The 26,032-nt window shown below is 78.3% G+C and carries 8 protein-coding genes; 4 read left to right on the top strand and 4 right to left on the bottom strand.

What is annotated here, in order from left to right:
- Positions 1-116: 116 nt before the first annotated feature.
- The 3 genes from ACIQBJ_RS00920 to ACIQBJ_RS00910 all read right to left on the bottom strand — a co-directional run bounded on the left by ACIQBJ_RS00920 (position 117) and on the right by ACIQBJ_RS00910 (position 22,338).
- Positions 117-7,634: an amino acid adenylation domain-containing protein gene (locus ACIQBJ_RS00920; RefSeq protein ID WP_400701251.1), complete on the bottom strand. Its 7,518-nt coding sequence runs from the start codon at positions 7,632-7,634 to the stop codon at positions 117-119.
- Positions 7,631-21,931 carry an amino acid adenylation domain-containing protein gene (locus ACIQBJ_RS00915; protein ID WP_400701248.1) on the bottom strand — a complete coding sequence of 4,767 codons (14,301 nt, stop codon included), beginning with the start codon at positions 21,929-21,931 and terminating at the stop codon, positions 7,631-7,633. The genes ACIQBJ_RS00920 and ACIQBJ_RS00915 overlap by 4 nt, the downstream gene beginning before the upstream one ends.
- A gap of 170 nt (positions 21,932-22,101) precedes the next feature.
- Complete coding sequence (locus ACIQBJ_RS00910; protein WP_400701245.1) at positions 22,102-22,338, bottom strand: MbtH family protein; 237 nt, start codon at positions 22,336-22,338, stop codon at positions 22,102-22,104.
- Positions 22,339-23,013: 675 nt separating this feature from the next.
- Between ACIQBJ_RS00910 and ACIQBJ_RS00905 the strand changes: the two genes are divergently transcribed.
- Positions 23,014-23,706, top strand: coding sequence for a hemerythrin domain-containing protein (locus ACIQBJ_RS00905; RefSeq protein ID WP_400701242.1), 693 nt, complete (start codon positions 23,014-23,016; stop codon positions 23,704-23,706).
- Positions 23,707-23,746: 40 nt separating this feature from the next.
- Here ACIQBJ_RS00905 and ACIQBJ_RS00900 read toward each other — a convergent pair whose 3' ends face one another.
- Entirely contained in the window at positions 23,747-24,184 is a 438-nt protein-coding gene (locus ACIQBJ_RS00900) for a DoxX family protein (protein ID WP_400701240.1), read from the bottom strand.
- Positions 24,185-24,461: 277 nt separating this feature from the next.
- Here ACIQBJ_RS00900 and ACIQBJ_RS00895 point away from each other — a divergent pair, with 277 nt between their 5' ends.
- The 3 genes from ACIQBJ_RS00895 to ACIQBJ_RS00885 all read left to right on the top strand — a co-directional run bounded on the left by ACIQBJ_RS00895 (position 24,462) and on the right by ACIQBJ_RS00885 (position 26,014).
- Positions 24,462-24,992 carry a DUF2231 domain-containing protein gene (locus ACIQBJ_RS00895; RefSeq protein WP_400701238.1) on the top strand — a complete coding sequence of 177 codons (531 nt, stop codon included), beginning with the start codon at positions 24,462-24,464 and terminating at the stop codon, positions 24,990-24,992.
- A gap of 157 nt (positions 24,993-25,149) precedes the next feature.
- A complete protein-coding gene (locus ACIQBJ_RS00890; RefSeq protein ID WP_400701235.1) occupies positions 25,150-25,275 on the top strand; it encodes a hypothetical protein in 126 nt (41 codons plus the stop codon).
- Positions 25,265-26,014, top strand: coding sequence for a YqjF family protein (locus tag ACIQBJ_RS00885; RefSeq protein ID WP_400701232.1), 750 nt, complete (start codon positions 25,265-25,267; stop codon positions 26,012-26,014). Before ACIQBJ_RS00890 ends, ACIQBJ_RS00885 begins: the two co-directional genes overlap by 11 nt.
- Positions 26,015-26,032 lie beyond the last annotated feature (18 nt).

Below are 26,032 nucleotides of genomic sequence, written 5' to 3'. Positions count from 1 at the left end.
AAGAGCAGCTCGACGTCGAGCGGGCGCGGGGGCGTGGTCCTCGTCATGGGACGTGACCCTAGACGTCCGGCCGACGGCCCCGCCCCGGCGGGCGGGGCCGTCGGCCGGACGGGGCGTCAGGGGCGGTGCGGGGCGGGGAGGAAGCCGGTGTCGGTGAAGTACCGCAGGTAGCGGGTCAGGACCGCGTCGGTCAGCGGGACGGGGTGGACGCCCAGGGCGGCGGTGGTGGCGGCGGTGTGGCGGGAGTCGAAGTGGCGGGGGACGGCCGGGGTCGCGGCGGGGGCGTGCTCGCCGAGGAAGAGCTGGGCCGCGTTGTCGGGCCGGGCGGCGACGGTGGCCCGCCACTGTTCGGCGGGCAGGGTGCGCAGTTCGTGGCCGAGTGCCCGGGCGGCGGCGAAGACCCGGTCCAGTCCGGGCGGTTCGGGGTGGGTGTGATGGAAGGTCCCGCCGGTGTCCGCGCCCCGGAGGCAGAGCGCGGTGATCGCGGCGCTGACCTGGTCGACGGGCACCCAGGCGGTGGAGCCCGGCGGCAGGTCGGGGACGGCTCCGGCCTGCAGGCAGCCCTTGATCAGCTGCCAGAGCAGGTCGTGCTCCTGGCAGGCCCCGGTCGCGGTGTCGCCGCTGATCCGGCCCGGCCGGTGCACGGTGACGGGCAGGCCGCGGTCGAGGGCCGCCGCGACCAGTTGTTCGGCCGCCCACTTGCTCTGCGCGTAGCCGTCCGGGAGCGCGTCGGGGTCGCCGGTCGGGGTGGTCTCGGTGACGGTGGCCGGGCTGCCGCCGGGCGCGTGCACCCCGGTGGTGGAGACGTGGTGCAGACCGGGGGAGCCGGACTCGGCGAGCAGTCGCAGCAGTTCCGCCGTCCCGGCCACGTTCGGGGCCCGCAGTTCGGGGTAGCCGGCCGCGAAGTGCACCCGGGCCCCGTTGTGCAGGACGGGGCCGAGCCGGCGCAGCAGGGCGGCCCGGGTCCCGGGGGCGAGGCCGAGGCCGGGGGCGGCGAGGTCGCCGACCAGCGGGCGCACCAGTTCCCGGTAGTGCTCCCGCCAGAGGCCGTAGTGGCGCAGGTTGTGCTCCAGCCGCCGGGCGCCGTCGGCCTCGTCGGCGGCCCGGACCAGGCAGTCGACGGGGCCGCCGGTGGTCTCCAGCAGGTCGCGCAGCAGGAAGGCGCCGAGGAAGCCGGAGGCGCCGGTGAGCAGCGGACGGGCGGAGGGGGCGGCGGGGCGGCGGGGCCGCCCGGCGGCGGTGATCTCCGGCGCGAGCCGGGTCTCGGCCGCCCAGTCGACCGAACTGCCCGCCGGGGACGCTCCGTCCGGACCGGGGTCGCCGTCCCCGAGCAGCCGGGCGACGCCCTCCGCCGTCGGGGCGGCGAACAGGGCGCGCAGCGGCAGCCGCCGTCCGAAGCGCTGCTCGATCCGCTGGGCGAGGGTGACGGCGAGCAGCGAGTGGCCGCCGGCGGCGAAGAAGTCGTCGGTGGCGCCGATCGCGGGCCGGCCGAGGACGTCCGCGAACAGCTCGCACAGGGCCCGTTCCCGGGCGGTGCGCGGGGCGCGCCCGGCGGCGGCCGGGGCGGCGGGCGCGGGCAGCGCGCGGCGGTCGGTCTTGCCGTTGGGGGTGAGCGGCAGCGCGGGCAGCCGGACGTGTGCGGCGGGCACCAGGTGCTCGGGCAGCACCTCCGCCAGCAGTGCGCGGACCCGGGGGCCGTCGGGCGCGTCGCGGCCCGCCGGGCCCTCGGCGGCGACGGTGTAGGCGACCAGGCGGCGGTCGCCGGGCCGGTCCTCGCGCTCGACCACGCAGGCGGCGGCGATGCCGGGCAGCGCGGTGAGCGCGGCCTCGATCTCGCCGGGCTCGATCCGGAAGCCGCGCAGCTTGACCTGCTCGTCGACCCGTCCGGCGTACTCGAGTTGGCCGTCGCGGTTCCAGCGGGCCAGGTCGCCGGTGCGGTACATCCGGCCGCCGGCCGGGTCGGCGGGGTCGGCGACGAACCGGGTCGCGGTCAGGCCGGGGCGGCCCAGGTAGCCGCGGGCCAGGCCGTCGCCGGAGACGTACAGTTCGCCGACCACGCCCGGCGGGACGGGGGCGAGCCGGTGGTCGAGGACCTGGACCCGGGTGCCGTCGACCGGCACCCCGATCGGGACGGTCCGCCCGGGGGCGTGCGGGCCGTCCGGGGCCTGGAAGCCGCTCATGGTGGCGCACACCGTGGTCTCGGTCGGCCCGTAGGCGTTGACCAGGTGCCGGCCGGGGGACCAGGCGCGGGCCAGCGCGGGCGGGCACGCCTCGCCGGCCAGCACCAGGGTGGTGCCGGCGGGCAGCGAGTCGGGCGGCAGCACGGCCAGCGCGGCGGGCGGGATCGTCAGGTGGGTGAGGCCGTGGTCGCGGACCCGTTCGGCCAGCGCCGGGCCGGGCAGCAGCGCCTCCCGGGCGTCGAGTTCCAGGCAGGCCCCGGCGAGCAGGGCCATGCACAGCTCCCAGAACGCGGCGTCGAAGCTGACCGAGGCCAGTTGCAGCACCCGGCTGTCGGGGGTGACCCGCAGGCGCTCGCGCTGGGTGGCGGCCAGCGCGGCGACGCCCCGGTGGGTGACCACGACGCCCTTGGGGCGGCCGGTCGAGCCGGAGGTGTGGATCACGTACGCGGGGTGCGCCGGGTCCACCGCAGGCAGCGGACCGGTCGCGCCACCGTCGGGCAGTTCGGCCGGGTACAGGTGCGGGACGTCCGTCGGCGGCAGCTTCCGGTGCAGTGCGGGCGTGGTGAGCAGCAGCCGGGGCGCGCCGTCGGCGAGCAGGTGGGCGAGCCGGGCGGCCGGGTAGTCGGGGTCGAGCGGCTGGAAGGCGGCTCCAGCCTTCAGCACGGCGAGCAGCGCGACGGGCAGACCGGCGTCCCGGGGCAGGGCGACCGCGACCCGGTCCTCCGGGCCGATCCCCAGGGCGGCGATCCGGAGCGCCAACGCTTGAGAGGCGAAGTCGAGTTGACGGTACGTCAGGATGCCCTGCGGGTCGCGGACGGCCGGGGCGTCGGGGGTGCGCCCGACCTGCCGGGCGAACAGTGCGGGGAAGGACGCGGGCGCGGCGCCGCGCGGGCCGGCGCCCTGCCGGGCGAGCCGGTCGGACTCGGCGGCGTCGAGCACCCGGTAGGCGTGCAGCGGCAGGCCGGGGTCGGCGGTGACGGCGTCCAGCAGCCGCACCAGCCGGTCGGCGAGGGTCCGCACCGTGTCGGCGTCGAACAGCGCACTGGCCCAGTCGACGGTCGCGCTCAGGCCGCCCGGGCCGGGCTCCTGGACGAAGGTGAAGGACAGGTCGAACTTGCTGGCGCCGAGGTCGACGGGCAGCGGGTGCGCGGTGAGGCCGGGCAGGTCGACGGGCGCGGCCGGGGCCTGGTTCTGCAGCACCAGCATGGTCTGGAACAGCGGGTGGTGCGGGGCCCGGACGGGGTTGAGCAGCTCCACCAGGCGCTCGAACGGCACGTCCTGGTTGGCGTACGCGGCGAGGTCGAACTCCCGGACGCGCTCCAGCAGTTGGCGGAACGTCGGGTCGCCGGACAGGTCGGTGCGCAGCACCAGGGTGTTGACGAAGAAGCCGACCAGTTCCTCCAGCGCCTCGTCGGTGCGCCCGGCCACGGCGGTGCCGAGCGGGACGTCCTCGCCCGCGCCGTGCCGGGACAGCAGCAGCGCCAGCGCGGCCTGCAGCACCATGAAGACGCTGCACCGGCTGCCGCGGGCCAGCGCCTCGATCCGGCGGGCGGTGGCGGCGTCCACGGCGAAGTGGTGGGTGCCGCCCTCGTGCCGGTCCACGGCCGGGTCGGGCCGGTCCCGGGGCAGCTCGACCCGCTCCGGAAGACCGGCCAGCGCCTCGCGCCAGAAGGAGAGTTGGCGGTGCGTCGGACTGCCGGGGTCGTGCTCGTCGCCGAGCAGCTCGCGCTGCCACAGCGTGTAGTCGGCGTAGTCGACGGGCGGCGGCTCCCAGGCGGGGGCGGCCCCGGCCAGCCGGGCCCGGTAGGCGGCGCCGAGGTCGCGCACCAGCGGGGCCAGCGAGGAGCCGTCCGCGGCGATGTGGTGCAGCACCAGCACCAGGACGTGGCTGCGCGGCGCGGTCCGCAGCAGCGCCGCCCGCACCGGCAGTTCCCGTTCGACGTCGATCGGTTCGGCGATCAGGGCGGCGATCCGGTCCGCGCACTTGGCGGCCTCGACGGGCTCCGGCGCGAGCGGCAGCCGGACCTCCCCCGGGGGGAGCACGTGCTGCACGGGGCCGTCCGCGCGGGCCGGGAAGACGGTGCGCAGCGCGGCGTGCCGGGCCAGCGTGTCGTGCAGGGCCAGCCGCAGCGCCCCCGGGTCCAACTCCCCGTCCAGGCGCACCGCGAACGGGATGTGGTAGGTCGCCGAGGGCCCGTCCAGGCGGTGCAGGAACCACAGGCGCTGCTGGGCGGGGGAGAGCGGCGGCTCGGCGGGCCGGGGCCGGGCGGTCAGCGCGGGCCGGGCGGGGCGGCCCGCGCCGGCCAGGGCGGCGGCCAGCCCGGCCACGGTGGGGTGCTCGAACAGGGTGCGGATCTCCGCCTCGGCGTCCAGCGCGGAGCGGACCCGGCCGACCAGCAGGGTGGCGAGCAGCGAGTTGCCGCCCAGCGCGAAGAAGTCGTCCTCGGCGCCGACCTCGGCCCGGCCCAGCGTCTCGGCGAACAGCCCGGCCAGGATCTCCTCCCGGGCGCCGCGCGGGGCCCGGGAGGCGGTGGCCGCCGGGGCGGCGGGCGCGGGCAGCGCGGCCCGGTCGAGCTTGCCGTTGGCGGTCAGCGGCAGCGCGTCCAGCAGCTGCACGGTGGCGGGCACCAGGTGCGCGGGCAGCCGCCCGCGCAGGTGGGCGAGCAGCCCGGCCGGATCGGCGGAAACGCCGGCGGAGGCGTCGGCAGAGGCGTCGGCGGCGGGCACCGCGTAGGCGGCCAGCGCGGGCCCGCCCGGCGCGTCGGCGCGCACCACCACGCAGGCGGCCCGCACCGCCGGGTGGGCGCGCAGCACGGCCTCGACCTCGCCGGGCTCGATCCGGTGGCCGCGCAGCTTGACCTGCTGGTCGGCCCGGGCCACGTAGGCGACCTGCCCGTCCGGGGTCCGGCGCACCAGGTCGCCGGTGCGGTACATCCGGGAGCCGTCGCCCGCGGCCGGGTCGGCGACGAACCGGACGGCCGTCAGCCCGGGCTGCCCCAGGTAGCCGCGGGCCACGCCCGGGCCCGCCAGGTACAGCTCGCCCTCCGCGCCGTCCGGGACGGGCCGCAGCGCGCCGTCCAGCACCAGGGCGCGCACCCCGTCCAGCGGGCGGCCGATCGGCGGGACGCCGCCGGGGGCGTCCTCGGCGGGCACCCGGTGCAGCAGGGCGAAGGTGGTGGCCTCGGTCGGCCCGTACGCGTTCAGTACCCGGGTGCCGGGGTGGTCGGCCGCCAGCCGCTGCAGCACGTCCGGCGCGGCGGTCTCGCCGCCCGCCGCGGCCAGCCGGAGCAGGCCGAGCGCGCCCGGGTCGGTCTCGGCGAACACGTTGAACAGCGCGGTGGTGAGGAACGCCGCCCGTACCCCGTCGCGTTCCGCGGCGGCCCGCAGCGCGGCCGGCTGCAGCGCGCCCTCCGGGGCGACCACCACCCGGCCGCCGCGCAGCAGCGGCACCCACAGTTCGAAGGTCGCCGCGTCGAAGACGTACGCGGAGTGCAGCAGCACCGCCTCGGCCGCGCTGCCGTCCCAGGTCCGGTCGGCGGCCAGCGCCGCCACGTCGGCGTGGGTGACGCCGACGCCCTTGGGGAGGCCGGTGGAGCCGGAGGTGAACATCACGTAGGCGAGCCGGTCGCCGCCCGCCGGGGCGGGCAGCGGGCCCGGCCCGGCGGGCGCACCGGACAGCACCCGGCCCGCCCCGTCCACCGTCACCACCCGGGCCGCCGCCCCCCGCGCGCGCACCCACGGGTGGTCGGCGTGCGCGGCGTCGACCACCAGCAGGCGCGGCGCGGCCGCCGCCGCGACCGCCGCCAGCCGCTCGGCCGGCCAGCGCGGGTCCAGCGGCACGTACGCCCCGCCCGCCCGCAGCACCGCCAGCGGCGCGGCCACCTGGGCGGCCGACCGCCCCAGCAGCAGGCCGACGCCCTCCTCCGGGGCCACGCCGTGCCCGGCCAGCACCCGGGCCAACTCGTCGGAAATGTCGACGAGTCGACGGTAGGTCAGCTGCTCGCCGACACCGCCGACCGCGACGGCGTCCGGCCGCCCGGCGGCCCGCCCGGCCACCGCCGCCGCCAGGTCGGTGCCCCGGACGGCCGCCGGGAGCGGCCCGCCCGCCAGCGGCAGCGCGTCCGCCTCGCCGTCCAGCAGCACGTCCAGCAGCGCGTCCACGGTGTCGGCGCGGGCGTCCAGGCCGTCGGCCAGCGCCAGCAGCAGCGCCCGCATCCGGGCCGCGATCCGCCCGGCCCGGGCGCCGTCCAGGACGCTCGGCCGGTGGGCGAAGGTCAGCCGCAGCCCGGCCCCGGGCGCGACCGTCAGGGTCAGCGGGTAGTGCGCGGCGTCGACGCCCTCGACGCCGGTGACGGCCAGCCCGGGCAGCGCCCGCCCGGCGGCGGCCAGGCCCTCCCGGTCCAGCGGGTAGTTCTCGAACACCGCCAGGGTGTCGAACAGGGTGTCCAGGCCGACGGCGGCGCCGATCGCGGCCAGGCCGACGTGCTGGCTGCCCAGCAGCCGGGCCTGCTCGTCCTGGAGGCGGGAGAACAGCGCGGACGGCCGCTCGCCGGGCCGCAGCGCGACCCGGACCGGCACCGTGTTGATGAACAGGCCGATCATCGTCTCCACCCCGGGCAGCTCCGGCGGCCGCCCCGAGACGGTGGTGCCGAACAGCACGTCGGAGCGGCCGGTCAGCCGGGCCAGCAGCAGGCCCCAGGCGCCCTGCACCACCGTGTTCAGGGTCAGCCCGTGCGCCCGGGCGGCGCCCCGCAGCCGCTCCGCGGCGGCCGGGTCCAGCTCCGCCACCACGCTCGCCGGCAGCTCCCCGGCGTGCGCGTCCGCCGCCGGACCCGCCAGCAGCGTCGGCCCCCCGACCCCCGCCAGGGCGGTCCGCCAGGCGTCCAGCGCGGCCGCCCGGTCCTGCCCGGCCAGCCAGGCCAGGTAGGAGCGGTACGGGGCGACCCGGGGCAGCGCCGCGTCGTCGCCGTGCGCCGCGTACAGCGCGAACAGCTCGCGCAGCAGCAGCGGCACCGACCAGCCGTCCAGCAGCAGGTGGTGACTGGTCAGCACCAGCCGGTACCGCTCCGGGCCGGTCCGCAGCAGGGCGAAGCGGACCAGCGGCGGCCGGTCCAGCGCGAAGCGCCGCACCCGGTCCTCGGCCAGGAAGTCCCGGACGGCCTCCTCGCCGCCCGCCAGGTCCAGCTCGCGCAGCGGCACCGGCACCTCCGCCGCCACCGCCTGCACCGGCTGGTCCAGGTCCTCGTGCAGGAACCCGGCCCGCAGGTTGGCGTGCCGGCGCAGCAGCGCCCCCACGGCCGCCCGCAGCGCCGCCGGGTCGACAGCGCCCTCCAGCGCCAGCACGAACTGCGCGGTGTACACGTCCACCGCCGCCGAGTCGTACAGGGCGTGGAACAGCATGCCCTCCTGAAGCGGCGTCAGCGGAAGTACGTCCTCCAGCCGGAACCCGGTCATGCGCGTCCACCCCACTTGTTCTGCAGTCGGTCGAGTTGGGCCTGGTCCAGCCGGACCAGGGGCAGGTCGGACGGCGTCCAGCCGCCCGCGTCGGGCTGTTCGGCGTGCGCGGCCACCGCGCGCAGCGCCCGGTCGAAGCCGTCGGCGAGGGCGGCCACGTCCGCCTCGTCGAGCAGCTCCGCCACCCAGGTCCAGCGCACCACCAGGCACGGCCCGGCCGGCCCGTCCTCGGTGTGCGCGTTGACGTCCAGCACGTGGTGCACCGGCATGCCCGGGTCCTGCGGGTCCGGGGCGCCGCCGTCCGGCAGCACCGCCCAGTCCGCCGGGTCGGCCGCCGGGTCGGGCGCGGCGTACCGGCCCAGGTAGTTGAAGCCGAGCTGCGGCTCGGCGCCCGCCGCCAGCCGGGCCCCCGCGACCGGGTCCAGGCGGCGCAGCACGCCGTGGCCGACGCCGTGGTCCGGCACCGCCCGCAGCTGCTCCTTGACCCGCTTCACGGCCCGGTCCACCAGGCGGGCGTCGAACCGGTCCGGGGCGCGCGGGTCCAGCGGGCCCGGGTCGAGCAGCACCGGGTACAGGCTGGTGAACCAGCCCACGGTGCGGGACAGGTCCAGGTCCGCGGTCAGCTGCTCGCGGCCGTGGCTCTCCAGGTCCAGCAGCACGCCCTCGCCCGCGCCGCCGGGCCGCCGCTCCCGCCAGGCCCGCACCGCCAGCGCCAGCGCCGTCAGCAGCACGTCGTCCACCCCGGCGTGGAACGCCGCGGGCGCGGTGCTCAGCAGCGCCCCCACCGCGCCGCCCGCCGGACGGGTGGTCAGGGTCCTGGTCCCGGCCGCGGTGTCCCGGGCCGGGTCCAGCGGGCGGCGGCCCAGCGGCGGGTCGACGGCCCGCCCGACCTCCGCCCAGCGCGGCAGCTCGCCCGCCCGGACGCCCTCGGCGGCCTGCGCCGCCAGCAGCCGCGCCCAGGCCCGGTACGAGGTGGTCGCGGGCGGCAGCTCCCCGCCCCGCCACACCGTCAGCAGGTCCTCCAGCAGGATCCGCCAGGACACCGCGTCCACCGCCAGGTGGTGCACCAGCAGCAGCAGCCGGCCGGGCGCCCCCGGCCCGGCGTCCGCCCACACCGCCCCGAGCAGCTCGCCGTGCGCGGGCCGCAGCCGGTCCCGGGCCCGCGCGCCCGCCGCCGCGAGGGCGGCGCGCAGCTCCGGCCCGTCCAGCCCGGCCGCGTCGATCCGCTCCAGCCGGGACGCCACCCGGACGGTGCCGCGCGGCAGCACCTCCAGGCCCGGGGCGCCCCCGGCGGTGCGGGTCACCCGCAGCCGCAGCGTGTCGTGACGGTCCGCCAGGACCTGGAGCGCGGCCGCGATCCGGGCCGGGTCCGCGTCCGCCGGGGTGCGCAGCACCGCCGACTGGTGGTAGCCGTCGGTGGGGCCCGGCCGGTCCAGGAACCACGCCGCGATCGGCGTCGGCGGCACCGTGCCGACGCCGTCGTCCACCGGCGCCGCCACCCGGGCGTCCAGCTCCTCGGCGGCCGCCGCCAGCGCCGCCGGCGTCCGGTGCAGGAACACGTCGCGCGGGGTGATCCGCAGCCGGGCGTCCCGGGCCCGGCCCACCACCTGGATCGACAGGATGCTGTCGCCGCCCAGCGCGAAGAAGTCCTCGTCCGCGCCGACCCGGGGCAGCCGCAGCACCGCCGCGAACACCCCGCACAGCACCCGCTCGCGCTCCGTGCGCGGCTCCCCGCCGCCGCCCGCACCCGCCGCGCCCGCCCCGGGCCGGGGCGGCGCGGGCAGCGCCCGCCGGTCGGTCTTCCCGCTCGGCAGCAGCGGCAGCGCGTCCAGCCGGACGAACACCGACGGCACCATCGACGGCGGCAGCGCCGCCGCCAGCCGGGCCCGCAGCACCTCGTCCGCCGGCACGTCCGGCCCCACCAGGTAGGCCGCCAGGCGCTGTTCGCGCACCAGCACGCAGGCCGCGCCGACCCCGGCCACGGCGGCCAGCGCCGCCTCCACCTCACCGGGCTCGATCCGCACCCCGTGCAGCTTCACCTGGTCGTCGGCCCGGCCCAGGTAGCCGAGCAGGCCGTCCGCGCCCCGCCGCACCAGGTCGCCGGTCCGGTACATCCGGGAGCCGTCCGCCGCGAACGGGTCCGCGACGAACCGGCCCGCCGTCAGGCCCGCCCGGCCCAGGTAGCCGCGGGCCAGGCCCGCGCCCGCCAGGTACAGCTCGCCCGCCACGCCCGCCGGGACCGGCCGCAGCGCCCCGTCCAGCACGTACGCCCGCAGGTTGTCCACCGGCCGGCCCAGCGGCACCCCGCCCGCGGCGTCCACGCCCGGCCGGTACCGGTGCGCGGTCGCGTCGATGGTCGCCTCGGTCGGCCCGTACAGGTTGTGCACCTCGACGCCCCACGCCCCGGCGACCCGGTCCGCCAGCGCCGTGCCCAGCGGCTCGCCGCCGCACAGCACCGCCCGCAGCGCGGTCGGCCGCTCCTCGCGCTCCGTCTCGCCGAGGACCAGCGCCAGCAGCGAGGGCACGAACTGGGCCACCGTCACGCCCCGCTCCCGCACCAGCGCCAGCAGCGCCACCGGGTCGTGCGCGACCGCCGGCGGCACCGGGCAGGTCGCCCCGCCGTGCAGCAGCGGCAGCCAGGTCTCCCACACCGAGGCGTCGAAACCCGGCGAGGTCCGGGCCAGCACCCGGTCCGCGCCCGTCAGCCCCAGGTGCCCGGCCAGCCACGCCATGTGGTTGGCCAGCGCCGCGTGCGGCACCACCACGCCCTTCGGCCGACCCGTCGACCCCGAGGTGTGCAGCACGTACGCCGCGTCCAGCGGCCCCGGCGCCTGCGCGCCGAACTCCGCCTCCGGACCCGGCCCGGGGCCGTCCACCACCAGCACCGGCAGCGGCAGCTCCGGCAGCCCCGGCCGGACCTCCGCCGACACCGCCAGCAGCACCGGCCGGGCGTCCCCGACCACCAGGCGCAGCCGCTCCGCCGGATGGTCCGGGTCCAGCGGCAGCCAGGCCGCGCCCGCCTTCGCCACCGCCAGCATCGCCACCACCTGCAGCGCCGTGCCGGGCAGCGCCAGCGCCACCACGTCGCCGCGCCGCACGCCCCGCCCGGCCAGCCGCCGGGCCAGCGCGTCCGACCGGGCGTCCAGCTCGGCGAAGGTCAGGCTGCGCTCCCCGTCCAGCACCGCGAGCGCGTCCGGGGTGCGCTCCCGCTGCGCCCGGAACGCCCCCGGCACGGTCCGCTCCGGGACCGGCCGCACCGCGCCCCGGCCCGCCGCGGCCAGCTCGGCCCGCTCCGCCGCCGACAGCACCTCGACGGCCGCCAGCCGCCGCCCCGGGTCGGCGGCCAGCCGGCCCAGCAGCCGCACCAGCCGCTCCGCCAGCGCCCGCGCCGTGGCCGGCGCGAACAGGTCGGTGGCGAACTCCAGCACCCCGTCCAGGCCCGCCGGGCGGCCCGCGCCGTCCCGCCGCTCGGTGAACGAGAAGGTCAGGTCGAACTTGCTGATCCCGGTCCGCACCGGCTGCTCCGCCACCCGCAGGCCCGGCAGCTCGACCGCCGCCCCCGCCTGGTTCTGCAGCACCAGCATGGTCTGGAACAGCGGGTGCCGGCTCTCGGTCCGCTCCGGCTCCAGCGCGTCCACCAGCCGCTCGAACGGCACGTCCTGGTTGGCGTACGCCGCCAGGTCGAACTCCCGCACCCGCTCCAGCAGCTGACGGAACGTCGGGTCGCCCGACAGGTCGGTGCGCAGCACCAGCGTGTTGACGAAGAACCCGACCAGGTCGTCCAGCGCCTCGTCGGTGCGCCCCGCCACCGGCGTGCCCAGCGGCACGTCGTCGCCCGCGCCGTGCGCCCGCAGCAGCACCGCCAGCGCCGCCTGCAGCACCATGAACAGGCTGCTGCCGCTGCTCCGGGCCAGCGCGTCCAGCGCCGCGTGCCCGGCCGCGTCCACCGCGAACGGCAGCGCGTCGCCGCGGTGCGTCGCCACCGCCGGGCGCGGCCGGTCCAGCGGCAGCTCCAGCACGTCCGGCAGGCCCTCCAGCGCGGTGCGCCAGAACGCCAGCTGCCGGGCCGCCGCGCCCGCCGGGTCGTCCTCGTCGCCGAGCAGCGCCCGCTGCCACAGCGTGTAGTCGGCGTACTGGACCGGCAGTTCGGCCCACCCGGGCGCGCCGCCCGCCGCCCGGGCCCGGTACGCGGCGCCCAGGTCGCGGGCCAGCGGCGCCAGCGACCAGCCGTCCCCGGCGATGTGGTGCACCAGCAGCACCAGCACGTGCGCGTCCGGCCCCGTCCGCAGCAGCCGGGCCCGGACCGGGCGCTCCACGGCGATGTCGAAGGCGTGCGCGGTCTCCGCGCGCAGCACCGCGTCCAGCAGCTCCGGCTCCACCGCCCGGGGCGTCAGGTCGAGGTCCGCGCCCGCCGCGTCCAGCACCCGCTGGCTCGGCACGCCCCCCGCGTCGGGGAAGACGGTGCGCAGGCTCTCGTGCCGCTCCACCACGTCGGCCAGCGCCGCCGCCAGCGCGCCCCGGTCCAGCGGCCCGTCCAGGCGCAGCACCAGCGGCACGTTGTAGGTCGCGCCCGGGCCCTCGAAGCGGTGCAGGAACCACAGCCGCCGCTGGGCGGGCGACAGCGGCATCGGGTCGGGCCGCCGTCCGGCCCGCACCAGCCGGGCCCGGGCGCCGCCCGCGCCGTCCAGGACGGCCGCCAGCCGGGCCGGGGTCGGGTGCTCGAACACCGTCCGGACCTCGGTCTCCACGTCCAGCACGGCGCGCAGCCGGGCCGCCAGCCGGGTCGCCAGCAGCGAGTGCCCGCCGAGCGCGAAGAAGTCCTCGTCCGGGCCGACCGACGGGCGGCCCAGCAGCTCCGCGAAGACCGCGCAGACCACCTCCTCGCGGACGGTCCGCGGCGCCCGGCCCGGACCGGCCGCCGCGAGGGCGGGCGCGGGCAGCGCCGCCCGGTCGACCTTGCCGTTCGGGTTCAGCGGCAGCGCCGCCAGCGGCACCACCGCGGCCGGCACCATGTAGCCGGGCAGCACCCGGCCCACCTCCCGGAGCAGCTCCGCCGGATCGGCCGCCGCCCCCGCCGCCGGGACCACGTACGCGACCAGCCGCCGGTCGCCCGGGACGTCCTCGCGGACCAGCGCGAAGGCGTCCGCGACCTCCGGACGGGCCGCCAGCACGCCCTCCACCTCGCCGAGTTCGATCCGGTAGCCGCGCAGCTTCACCTGCCCGTCCGCCCGCGCCACGTAGGCGACCTGCCCGTCCGGCGTCCAGCGCACCAGGTCGCCGGTCCGGTACATCCGGGAGCCGTCGCCCGCGAACGGGTCCGCGACGAACCGGCCCGCCGTCAGGCCCGGGCGGCCCAGGTAGCCGCGGGCCACGCCCGCGCCCGCCAGGTACAGCTCGCCCGTGACGCCCGGCGGCACCGGCCGCAGCGCCGCGTCCAGCACGTGCAGCCGCATGCCGTCCAGCGGCCGCCCGATCGGCGGCGGCCCCGCCGGCAGGTCCGCGGCCACCGGGTACCGGGTCGCGAAGGTGGTGGTCTCGGTCGGCCCGTACACGTGCAGCACCGCCGTGTCCGGCGCCGCCGCCGCGACCCGCTGCATCAGCTCCGGCGAGGCCAGCTCGCCGCCCGCGCAGACCGCCCGCAGCCCGGAGAACGCCCCTGGGTCGGTCTCCGCGACCACGTTGAACAGCGCCGTGGTCAGGAACACCGCCGTCACCCCGTGGTCGTGCACCGCGGTGTCCAGCGTCCGCGCCTCCAGCAGCCCGTCCGGCGCCACCACCACCCGGCCGCCGTTCAGCAGCGGCGCCCAGATCTCGAAGGTGCAGGCGTCGAAGACGTACGCCGAGTGCATCAGCACCGCGTCCACCGCCCCGTCCCGCCAGGCCGCGTCCCGGGCCAGCGCCACCACGTCCGCGTGCGACACGCCCACGCCCTTCGGCAGGCCCGTCGAACCGGAGGTGAACATCACGTACGCCAGCGCCCGCGGCCCCGGCACCGCCGCCGGACGGCCGGGCCGCTCCGGCGCGCCGCGCAGCACCCGCCCGGACCGGTCCAGCACCACCACCGGCAGCGCCGCCGCCCGGGCCGCCACCCAGGCCGAGGCCGCCGCCTCCTCGTCCACCACCAGCAGCCGCGGCCGGGCCACCTCCGCGACCCGGTCCAGCCGCTCGGCCGGCCAGCGCGCGTCCAGCGGCACGTACGCCGCCGCCGCCCGCACCGCCGCCAGCGACGCCGCCACCACGGCGGGGGAGCGGCCCAGCAGCACCCCGACCGCGTCCTCCGGGCCCACCCCGTGACCGGCCAGCACCGCCGCCAACCCGCCCGACAGCAGGTCGAGTTCGGCGTAGCTCAGCACCTCGGCGCCGTCGGTGACGGCGGGCGCGTCCGGCGTCCGGGCCACCTGCCGGGCGAACAGCTCCGGCAGCACCGCCGCCGGCTCCGGCTCCAGCGGCCGGGACGCGCCCCAGCGGGAGACCCGCAGGTGCTCGTCCGCGCTCAGCAGGTCGTGGCCCGACACCCGGGCGTCCGGGGCGGCCACCGCCAGCTCCAGCAGCCGCACCAGCCGGGCCGCGAACGCCTCCGCGGTGGCCCGGTCGAACAGCGCGGTCGCGTACTCCAGGCCCGCCAGCAGCAGCGCCGACCCGTCCGGACCGGCCTCCTCGGCGAACGAGAAGGTCAGGTCGAACTTGCTCAGCCCGTTGTGCACCAGCCGCTGCTCCACGGCCAGCCCCGGCAGCTCCGCCCGGGCCGCCGCCTGGTTCTGCAGCACCACCATGGTCTGGAACAGCGGGTGGTGGTCCCGGGACCGGACCGGGTTCAGCGCCTCCACCAGCCGCTCGAACGGCACGTCCTGGTTGGCGTACGCCGCGAGGTCGAACTCCCGCACCCTGGACAGAAGTTGACGGAACGTCGGATCGCCCGACAGGTCGGTGCGCAGCACCAGCGTGTTGACGAAGAACCCGACCAGGTCCGCCACCGCCTCCTCGGTGCGCCCCGCCACCGGCGACCCCAGCGGAATGTCGTCCCCCGCCCCCAGCCGGTGCAGCAGCGCCGCCACCGCCGCCTGCAGCACCATGAACAGCGTGCAGCCCTCGGCCCGGGCCAGCGCCAGCAGCGCCCCGTGCAGCGCGGGCGGCAGTTCGAACTCCACCACCGCGCCCCGCAGGTCCGCCACCGCCGGGCGCGGCCGGTCCAGCGGCAGCTCCAGCAACCCCGGCAGACCCGTCAACGCCTCCCGCCAGTACGCCAGTTGACGGGGCAGCAGGGCGCCGTCCGGGCGCAGCAGCTCCTGCTGCCACAGCGTGTAGTCGGCGTACTGCAGCGCCCCGGCCGCGACCGGCGCCGCCGCCCCCGCCAACCGGGCCCGGTACGCCTCCGCCAGGTCCCGGGTCAGCGGGCCCAGCGACCAGCCGTCCGCCGCGATGTGGTGCAGCACCAGCACCAGCACGTGGTGCTCCGGCGCGGCCCGCAGCAGCCGGGCCCGCAACGGCGGGTCGGCCAGCACGTCGAACGGCTCCCCGACCGCCGCCAGCACCGCCGCCTCCAGGTCCATCGGCGCGGTGCTCTCCACCGGCGGCCGCGGCGCGGCCTCCGCCGCCGCCAGCACCCGCTGGTACGGCACCCCGTCCCGCTCCGGGAAGACCGTGCGCAGCGCCTCGTGCCGCTCCACCACGTCCAGCAGCGCGCCGCGCAGCGCCTCCGCGTCCAGCACGCCGCGCAACTCCAGCACCAGCGGCAGGTTGTAGGCCGAACCCGGCCCCTCCAGCCGGTTCAGGAACCACAGCCGGGCCTGCGCGGCGGACAACGGCAGCAGCTCCGGCCGCCCGGCCGCCACCAGGGCCGGCCGGTCCGGGGCGGCCGGCTCCAGCACCCGGGCCAGCGCCGCCGCCGTCGGGTGGTCGAACAGGGTGCGCACCGCCAGGTCCGCGCCCAGCACCGCCCGGACCCGGCCCACCACCCGCATCGCCAGCAGCGAGTGCCCGCCCAGGTCGAAGAAGCCGTCCCGGACGCCCACCGACGGCCGCCCCAGCACCTCGGCGAAGATCCCCGCCAGCAGCTCCTCCCGCAGCGAGCGCGGGTGCCCCGGGTCCGCCGCGGCCGCGGTGTCGTCCGGCGCGGGCAGCGCCCGCCGGTCCACCTTGCCGTTCGGCAGCAGCGGCAGCGCCGCCAGCAGCACCACCGCCTCCGGCACCAGGTGCTGCGGCAGCACCCCGGCCAGCGCGTCCCGCAGCCCGGCCGCCGAGAGCCCGGCCGCCGAGGGCCCGGCCGGCACCGCGTACGCCACCAGCCGCCGCCGCCCCGGCGCGTCCTCCCGCACCAGCGCGCAGGACGCCGCCACCCCCGGCAGCTCCAGCAGCGCGGCCGCCACCTCGCCCGGCTCGATCCGGAACCCGCGCAGCTTCACCTGGTCGTCGGCCCGCGCCACGTAGTGCAGCAGCCCGTCGGCCGACCGGCGCACCAGGTCGCCGGTCCGGTACATCCGGGAGCCGTCCGCCGCGAACGGGTCCGCGACGAACCGCTCCGCCGTCGGGCCGGGCCGCCCCAGGTAGCCGCGGGCCAGGTTCGGGCCCGCCAGGTACAGCTCGCCCGTCACCCCCGCCGGGACCGGCCGCAGCGCCGCGTCCAGCACGTGGGCGCGCATCCCGTCCACCGGCCGCCCGATCGGCACCGACTCCCGGGCCGGACCCGACGGTTCGTCCGGACCGGCCGGGTCCACCCGGTGCGCGGTCGCGTCGATGGTCGCCTCGGTCGGCCCGTACAGGTTGTGCGGCACCGCCCCCCAGCGCTCCGCCACCGCCTCCGCCAGCGCCCGGGGCATCGGCTCCCCGCCGCACAGCACCGCCCGCAGCCCGTCCGGCCCGGCGTCCCCCTCCCCGGTCTCCGCCAGCACCAGGGCCAGGTGCGAGGGCACGAACTGGGCCACCGTCACCTCGAACCGCCGCATCCAGGACAGCAGTTCACGCGGCTCCCGGTTCGCCCCGGCCGGGACGACGCACACCTCCGCGCCCCGGGTCAGCGGCAGCCACACCTCCCACACCGAGGCGTCGAAACTGCTCGACGTCCGGGCCAGCACCCGGTCCCACGCGGTCAGCCCGAGGTGGTCCGCCATCCACGCCATGTGGTTCGCCAGCCCCAGGTGCGGCACCACCACCCCCTTCGGCCGCCCCGTCGACCCCGAGGTGTAGATCACGTACGCGGCGTCCGCGGGACCCGCCGCCGGGCCCGCCGCCGCCGTGCCGGGCAGCCGGGCCGCCTCCGCCAGCGACAGCCGGGGCACGTCGCCCGCCGGGAAGTCCGCCGGGAAGCCGGCCGGGAAGTCCGCCGGAACGCCCTCGCCCGTCAGCAGCAGCGCCGGACGGGCGTCCGCCAGCATCTGCGCCACCCGGGCCGCCGGGTACTCCGGGTCGACCGGCACGTACGCGGCCCCGGCCCGCAGCACCGCCAGCATCGCCACCACCGTCTCCGCCGACGCCGGGACGGCCAGCGCCACCAGCGCGCCCCGCCCCACCCCGCGCCCGCGCAGCACCCCCGCCAGGGCGTCCGCCCGGGCGTCCAGCTCGGCGTACGTCAGCCCGCCGCGCCCGTCCCGCACCGCCGGGGCGTCCGGTGTCCGGGCGGCCCACTCGGCGACCGCCTCCGGCACCGTCCGCTCCGGCAGCGGCCGGTCCGCGCCCCGCGCCAGCTCCAGCAGTCGGGCCCGCTCCGCCGCGCCCAGCGGGTCGAACGCGTCCACGGCCCGCTCCGGGTCGGCCACCGCCTGGGCCACCACCCGGGCGAACCGCTCCGCGAGCGCCCGGGCCGTCCCCGGGTCGAACAGGTCGGTCGCGTACTCCAGGTACCCGCCCAGGCCGGAACCCGCGGCCCCGGCCGTCTCGGTCAGCGCGAAGGTCAGGTCGAACTTGCTGGTGCCCGGGTGCGGGGAGACGTCCCGGACGGCGACGCCCGCCAGGTCCGGGGCCGCCTGCTGCTGGTTCTGCAGCACCAGCATGGTCTGGAACAGCGGGTGGTGGCCGGCCGAGCGCTCCGGGTTCAGCGCCTCCACCAGCCGCTCGAACGGCAGGTCGGCGTGCGCGAACGCCGCCAGGTCGGCCTCCGCCACCCGGCGCAGCAGGGCCCGGAACCCCGGGTTCCCGGACAGGTCGGCGCGCAGCACCACGGTGTTGACGAAGAAGCCGACCAGCTCCTCCAGCGCCTCGTCGGTGCGGCCCGCCAGCGCCGTCCCGACCACGACGTCGTCGCCCGCGCCGTGCGCCCGCAGGGTCAGCGCCAGGGCCGCGTGCAGCACCATGAACGGCGTGCAGCCGCACTCCCGGGCCAGCCCGACCACCCCCGCCCAGACCTCGGCGGACAGCCCGCACGGCACCGTCCCGCCCCGGTGGCTCGGCGCGGCCGGGCGGGGCCGGTCCAGCGGCAGCTCCGACAGGCCCGGTGAGCCGTCCAACTCCCGTCTCCAGAAAGCGAGCTGACGGAACATCAGGCTCTCCCCGTCGTCCTCCTCGCCGAGCAGTGCGCGCTGCCACAGCGCGTAGTCGGCGTACTGGACCGGCAGTTCGGGCCGGTCGGGCGCGCCGCCCGCCGTCCGGGCCCGGTACGCGGCGGCCAGGTCGCGGACCAGCGGCGCCAGCGACCAGCCGTCGGCGGCGACGTGGTGCAGCACCAGCACCAGCAGGTGCCGCTCCGGCGCGGTCCGCAACAGCGTCGCCCGCAACGGGAGTTCGACCGCCAGGTCGAACGGCGCGGCGACCGCCGCCCGCACCGCCGCCCGCGCCGCCCGCTCGTCGTCCGCCGGTGCCCCCGCCGTCCCGAACCGCAGCAGCGCGGCCGCCGCCCCGACGCCGAGGACCACCTGCCCGGGTATGCCGTCCCGTTCGACCAGCAGCGTCCGCAGGCTCTCGTGCCGGGCCACCACGTCGCCGAGCGCCGCGCGCAGCGCCCCGGCGTCCACCGGGCCGTCCAACTCCAGCACCAGCGGCACGTTGTAGGCGTCGGCGGCCTCCCCGGACCGGTTCAGGAACCACAGCCGCAGCTGCGCGAAGGACAGCGGCACCGGGTCCGGCCGCCGGACCGGGACCAGCGCCGGCCGCCCCGGACCGGCCGGGGCGAGGGAGAAGCTCGGCGCGGCGGCCAGCCCGGCCACCGTCGGACGGTCGAACACCTCGCGCAGCGTCGGCTCCGCGCCCGTCGCCGCCCTGATCCGCGCCACCAGCCGGGTGGCGAGCAGCGAATGGCCGCCCAGCGCGAAGAAGTCGTCCTCCACGCCGACCGACGGCAGCCCCAGCACCTCCGCGAACAGCGCCGCCAGCAGCTCCTCCCGCGGGGTGCGCGGCGCGACCGCGCCGCCGCCCGCGACCTGCGGGGCGGGCAGCGCCCGCCGGTCGAGCTTGCCGTTCGCGTTCAGCGGCAACCCGTCCAGCAGCACGAACGCGGCCGGCACCAGGTACCCGGGCAGCACCCGCCCGAGCGCCCGGGCCAGCCCCGCGCCGTCCCACCGCGCCCCCGGCTCCGGCACCACGTAGCCGACCAGCCGCCGGTTGCCGGGCACGTCCTCGCGCACCAGCACCCGGGCCTCCCGGACCCCGTCCAGCGCCAGCAGGGCGTTCTCGATCTCGGCGGGCTCGATCCGGAACCCGCGCAGCTTGACCTGCCCGTCGGCCCGCCCCACGTACTCGACCTCGCCGCCGGCCGTCCAGCGGGCCAGGTCCCCGGTCCGGTACATCCGGGAGCCGTCCGCCGCGAACGGGTCGGCCAGGAACCGGACCGCCGTCAGCTCCGGCCGGCCCAGGTAGCCGCGCGCCACCCCCGCCCCGCCCACGTACAGCTCGCCGACCACCCCGGCCGGGACCGGGCGCAGCGCCCCGTCCAGCAGGTACAGGCGGACGCCGTCCAGCGCGCGGCCGATCGGCGGCACGCCCGCCGGCTCGGGCCGCACCCGGTACCGGGTCGCGAAGGTGGTGGTCTCGGTCGGGCCGTACACGTGCAGCACCTCGGTGTCCGGCGCGGCCGCGGCGATCCGCTGCATCAGCTCCGGCGAGGCCGCCTCGCCGCCCGCCGCCACCAGCCGCAGCCCGGCGAACGCCGCCGGAGCGGTCCGGGCGATCTCGTTGCACAGCGCCGTGGTCAGGAACACCGCGCGCACGCCGTCCCGCTCCACCGCCCGCGCCAGCGCCCGGGCGTCCACGATGCCGGGCGGCGCCACCACCACCCGGCCGCCGCGCAGCAGCGGCACCCAGATCTCGAAGGTCGACGCGTCGAACACGTACGCCGAGTGCATCAGCACCGCGTCCGCCGCCCCGCCGTCCCAGGCCGCGTCGGCGGCCAGCGCCAGCACGTCGGCGTGCGTCACGCCGACGGCCTTCGGCAGCCCGGTCGAGCCGGAGGTGAAGACGGTGTACGCCAGCCGGGCCCCGCCGATCGGCACCGGCGGCGGGCCCGGGCGCTCCGGGGCGCCGCGCAGCACCGCGCCCAGCCGGTCGACCACCAGCACCGGCAGCCGCCCCGCCGCCTCCCGCACCCAGCCGGTGTCGGCCGCCGCCCCGTCCACCACCAGGACCCGGACCCGGCCCGCGTCGGCGACCCGGTCCAGGCGCTCCGCCGGCCAGGCCGGGTCCATCGGCACGTACCCGCCGCCGGCCGCCACCGCGCCCAGCGAGGCCGCGACCACGGCCGCCGAGCGGCCCAGCAGCACGCCGACGCCGTCCTCCGGCCGCAGCCCCCACCCGGTCAGGGCGCCCGCCAGCGCCTCCGCCGTCCGGGCCAGCTCCCGGTAGGACAGCACCGCCCCGCCGTCCAGCACGGCGGGCGCGTCCGGCGCGGCGGCCGCCCGGGCCGCGAACGCCGCCGGCAGGCCGCCGTCCGCCGCGGCGGGGCCGGCCAGGGCCGCGCCGCGTCCGCGTGCCAGCAGCGCCGCCGTCGTCGCCCCGTCGGCGAGCGGCAGGGCGCGCAGCGGGGTGCCGGGGTCGGCGGCGGCGAAGGCGGCGAGGAAGCCGAGCACCGCCTCCTGGTGCAGCCGGACGTCCTCGGCCCGGTACAGCTCCCCGCTGGTGTCGAAGCCGATCAGCGGCCCCGTGCCCTCGGCGCGCTCCGCGACCCACAGCGACACGTCGTCCACCGGGCCGACCGACAGCACCCGCGAGGTGACCGGGCTGCCGCCCAGGTCGAGGCCGTACTCGTAGCCCATGACGTTCACCACCAGGTCGGTCGGCAGCGGCTCCCCGCCGCCCGCCGCCAGCTCCCGGGCCAGCTGCTCGCGCGGGAAGCGCCGGTGCCGCAGGGCGCCGCGCATCTCGCCCGCGACGCCGCGCACCAGCTCCGCGACCGAGCCGTCCGGCGGCACGGCCAGCCGCAGCGGCAGCACGGTGGCGGTCATGCCGACCGCCCGCTGCAGCCGGCCCGGCCGCCCGTGCGAGGCCAGGCCGATGCCGACCTCCCGCCGCCCGGTGACCCGGCCGGTGTACGCGGCCAGCGCCGCGACCAGCACCGCGCTCCAGGTGGTGCGGTTCGCGGCGGCCAGCCGCCGCAGCCCGTCCAGCACCGGCAGCGGCAGCGTCTCGCCGCCGTGCAGGGCCGCCGCGACGTCGGGCCGCCCGGGCTCCGGCCGGTCGGTGCGTCTGCGCAGCAGCGGGAAGCCCTCGTCCTCGCCGCCGTCCCCGGCCGCCGCGGCCCGCCCGACCCAGTACGCCAGGTCCGCGGCGTGGCCCGGGGAGGCGCGGTGCGCGGCCTCGTCGGCCACCAGCGCGGCCAGCGAGCCGTCCGGCAGCCCGGCCGAGGCGAGGTCCCCGCCCGCGAGCACCCGGTTGTACAGCTCCGCCACCGTCCGGGTCACCAGGGTGCCGCTGAGGCCGTCCAGCGCGATGTGGTGGTACCGGGTGTACCAGAGCCGCAGCTCCGGGCCGAGCCGCAGCAGCGCGAAGTGGTGCGTCGGCGCCTCCAGCCGGTCGACGGCCGCCATGTCCGCCGCCATGTACCGCTCCGCCGCCGCCGCGGGGTCCGCCGCCCCCGAGAGGTCGACCCGGCGCAGCCGGTCCCCCCGGCCGGGACGCCGGACGACCCGCTGCCGGGGACGGCCGTCGACCGCGGTGAACTCGGTGTTCAGGCTGTCGAAGTGGTCGGCCACCCGCTGCAGGACCGCGGCGAACAATTCCTCGTCGAGGCCGCCGCGGATCTCCAGGCATTCCCCGATGTTGTACTTCGCGCTGTCCGGATCGAGCAATTGCCCGTACCAGACGCCTTCCTGCGCGGCCGTCAGTTCCAGGAGTTCGGGGGCGGTTTCTTCGCTGCGGACGGAACGGTTTTCAGGCATGCCGACGACACCTTCGGTGAGGTTTTCCTGCGTGAGTGGGGGAAGATTCGCGCCCCCGGCCCGGCCACAGGGCCGACCCGGGGGCAACCGGCGTCCCGTGCCCCCGCGCCGGGGGCCGCGCCTCCGCGCCGGAGGCGGGAAAGCGGGTGGGGCCGCTGGTCCCGGCGGACTCAGCCGGCGTCGGCCGCCGGGCCGGTGCCGGTCGCCATCGCGGCGACCAGGGAGGCCGGCCGCATGTCGGTCCAGAGCCGCTCGACGACGTCCAGGCACTCCTGCCGCGACCCCTCCGGGCCGGTGCGCTCCCAGCCGCCCGGGACGTCCAGGTGCGCGGGCCACAGCGAATACTGCGCCTCCGCATTCACCAGCACCAGGAATCGTCCGGATTCGTCGTCAAAAGGATTGCTCATGGTCCCGCCCCTTGTCGGTGGTCGTCATTCGGTCCGTCGCACGGGTCCGCCGGGCACGCCGTTCACCCGGCGTCTTTCCGCGATTCGCACCCGTGTTCCCCCTGATGGTGCGGAGGGGCAGCCCGAAGTCGGGGGCCCGGCGTTCCGCAACGGCCTACAGCTTCCCCCGAAAACCATACCTACGCCTGTCGTATGTGAAGATCTCCACTTTCCGAGCCGCGCCGATTCGGTCGCCGTTCGCCATGAATCAGTCATCTGATCGAATACGAAAAAGCCGCTGTCATATGCGGCCCTCGATCCTCGATCGCCTGTTCCCTCCGCCGGGTGCCTTTGTCCCGATTTTCCCCCCGATGCACGCGCGCCCCCTCCAGCGCGCCGTCACACTCCCCGGCGCGGCAATGCTCCCGTGCGCCCACCGCGCGCCCCGCCCGTGCGGCGGGAACGCCTGAACGAAAAGAGGCCCCGGACGGTCCGTCAGATCCCTTGGAGATGAAGAGAACTGACGACCCATCGGTCGGAGCGCCGCTTCACCGGGTGCGGCCCTGCCGCGAGGGGGGCGTCACCTCGTGCCGGGGGAGCGCACCCGGGGGCGCCCCCGGACACGGCGGCAGGGGAGGTGCCGTTAGGCTGCGTGCTCCCCGGAACGATCACCGCTCCCCGCCGAAGTGGACCCCGATGCCCGCCACCAGCGCGCCCACCGTCGACCACCGTCTGAACCCGCAGGAGATGGTCGTCCTGCACCGCGTCTTCCGCCGGGAGGTGCCGCTCCTGGCGGACCTGGTCGAAGCCGCCGCCCCGGACGACCGGCGGCGCGCCGCGGTGCTCGCCGACCACCTCGACCTGGTCCTCGGCGCGCTGGGCGAGCACCACGAGGGCGAGGACGACCTGCTGTGGCCCAAGCTGCGCGAGCGCGCGGCCCCGGGGGACGGCGTCGTCGCGCGGATGGCCGACCAGCACGAGGCCGTCGCCGGCGCGCTCGTCGAGGCCACCGCGCTGTCGCGCCGCTGGCGCGCCGGGGCCGACCGCGACACCGCGCTGCTCCTCGCCGCGGCCCTGCGCGAACTGGATCGGCACGCCGTCGCCCACATGGACGACGAGGAGGAGCACCTCCTGCCGCTGATGGCCGAGCACATCACGCCCCGCGAGTGGTCCGAGGTCGGCGAACGCGGACGCGGCAGCGTCCCCAAGGCCAAGCTGCTGATCTTCCTGGGGGCGATCCTGGAGGGCGCGACCGCGCAGGAGCGGCAGTTGTTCCTCGCGCAGATGCCCGCCCCCGCCCGCCTCCTGTGGCGCACCCTCGGCATCCGCCTCTACGCGCGCACCACCGCCCGGGTGCGCGGAACCGGCCCCGCGGCCCCTGCGGCGTAGCGGGGCGGCGACGGAGCCGGGGGCCGGTCGGACCGGTCGGTCAGGCGGCGGCGGGGACCCGGTCGGGGGCGTTCCGGCGGAACAGGGTGCCGAGGGCGAGGCTGCCGGGGCCGAGGGCGGCCACCAGGAGGAAGGCCCAGCAGAACAGGGCGGCCTGCTCGCCGCCGTTCTGGATCGGCCACAGGGCGTGCTCCTGGTGGACGGTGAAGTAGGCGTAGGCCATCGAGCCGGAGCAGATCAGGGCCGCCGGGCGCGCCGCCACTCCGAGCAGTACCAGGACGCCGCCGACCAGCTGGATCGCCGCGGCCCACCAGCCGGGCCACTCGCCGACGGCCGGCGCCTTCCCGTGGGCCCCGCCGAGCACGCCGAACAGGGTGGCCGCGCCGTGGCAGGTGAACAGCAGGGAGACGACGATCCGGTACAGGCCCTGGACGGTGGGCCGGGTGCGTTCGGCGAGCGGTGCGAGATCGGTGGCCATGGGGGTTCTCCGAAGGGGGAGGCGGAATGGGGGCCGGGGGTGCCCGGACCCGTCGGCGGCGGCCACTTGGTGACGTGGCCAGGTCAACTCTGATGGTCCGTCAGTCTCCTTGCCCAGTGCGGGAACCTCTGGGTTTGCTCTGAATCCGGACCGCCCCCGAACGACCCTCCCGTCCCACGGGCCCCGCGTTCAGAGGGAGTTGAGAGGTACGCCTGCCAGGATGGCGCGCGTTCGGCCCGCGGTCGGCGCGGCCCGTCCCGACCCGGAAGGAGACCCGGTGAGCACGATCAACGGGCTGCCCGCGCACGTCCTGCTGGTGCACGCCGTCGTGGTGCTGGTCCCCCTGACCGCCCTCGCCCTGATCGTCTGCGCCCTGCTGCCCGCGGCCGCCCGCCGGCTCGGGGTGCTGCTGCCGGTGCTCGCCCTGGTCTCGCTGGCGTTCGTGCCGCTGACCACGGATGCGGGGGAGTGGCTGGAGCGCCACGTCGAGAGCGGTCCGCTGGTGCGCCGCCACGCCGAACTCGGCGACGGGCTGGCCCCGTGGGCGTTCGGCCTGCTGCTGCTCGCCGTCCTGGTCTGGTGGTCGGCCCGCCGCCCGTCCACCGCCGACGCGTCCACCGGTGGCCCGTCCCCCGCCCGCCCGTCCCGGCTGACCGGGCTCCCGGCCCGGGCCGCGGTCGCGGTGCTGTGCCTGGCGGTCGGCACCGGCGCGGTCGTCGACGTCTACCGGATCGGCGACTCCGGGGCGAAGGCCGCCTGGCAGGACGGTTTCAGCAGCACCCCCGTCGGCCACGGCGACGCCCGCTGACGCCCCGGCCGCGCCCCTGCGGACCCCTGCGGACCGTTGCGGAAGCGGTGCGACTGCCGGGGGAGCGCGCCCCGCGCGCATCCTCGGAGGACGGGGAACCCGCCCGGTCGGCCCGTCCGGGGCCGCCGGGGGTCGGGCCGGACAGGAGGCGTTCGCCATGGGCGGGGCGGGAGGACCGAAGGCGCTCGCCGCCGGTGCGGCCGGGGACTTCGTCGGCGGTGTCGGCGGTGTCGGCCGGGACCCGGAGCACGCCCGCGCGGAGGCGGTGCCCGATGCGCCCTGAACCCGTGACCGACCGCACCCCGCGCACCGTGGCACCGACCCTGCTGTCGCAGAACTGGCGCGACGTGCTCTTCCTGCACTGGCCGGTCCACCCCGCCGCGGTCGCCCCGCTGCTGCCCGCCGGGGTGTTCCCGGACGTCCGCAACGGCACCACCTGGGTCGGACTGGTGGCGTTCGCCATGGAACGGCTGGGGCCCGGCCGCACGCCCCTGCCGTACTTCGGCACGTTCCCCGAGGTGAACGTCCGGCTCTACTCCGTCGACCCGCAGGGCCGCCGGGCCGTGGTGTTCCGCTCGCTCGACTGCCCGCGACTGCCCGCCGTGCTGGTGGCGCGCTCCGCCCTCGGCCTGCCCTACCGGTGGTCGCGCACCCGGTGGACCACGGACGGCCCGGCGCTGCACCTCGCCACCCGGGTCCGCGGGCCCGGCGGGGACGCCGCCCGGTGCGTCCTGCGGGCCCGGGTCGGACCGCGGCTCGAACGGCCCGGCCCGCTCGCCGAGTTCCTCACCGCCCGCTGGGGACTGCACACGCGCACGGTCGGCCGGACCGTGCACCTGCCGGTCGAGCACCCGCCGTGGCCGCTGCACCTGGCCACGGTGGAGCACCTCGACGAGACGCTGGTGCGGGCGGCGGGCCTGGAGGTCTCCGGTCCCCCGCCGAGCGTGCTGTTCTCCCCGGGCGTCCCGGTCCGGTTCGGCCCGTGGAGCCCGGTGTCCGACCCGCTCGGGCACCTCCGCTAGCCCCTGCCGCCGCTACGA

The organism is Kitasatospora sp. NPDC088391 (assembly GCF_044753345.1).
GTDB lineage: Bacteria > Actinomycetota > Actinomycetes > Streptomycetales > Streptomycetaceae > Kitasatospora.
Note: the sequence above shows the minus strand (reverse complement) of the source record. Positions and strands in the feature narration are given on the sequence as shown.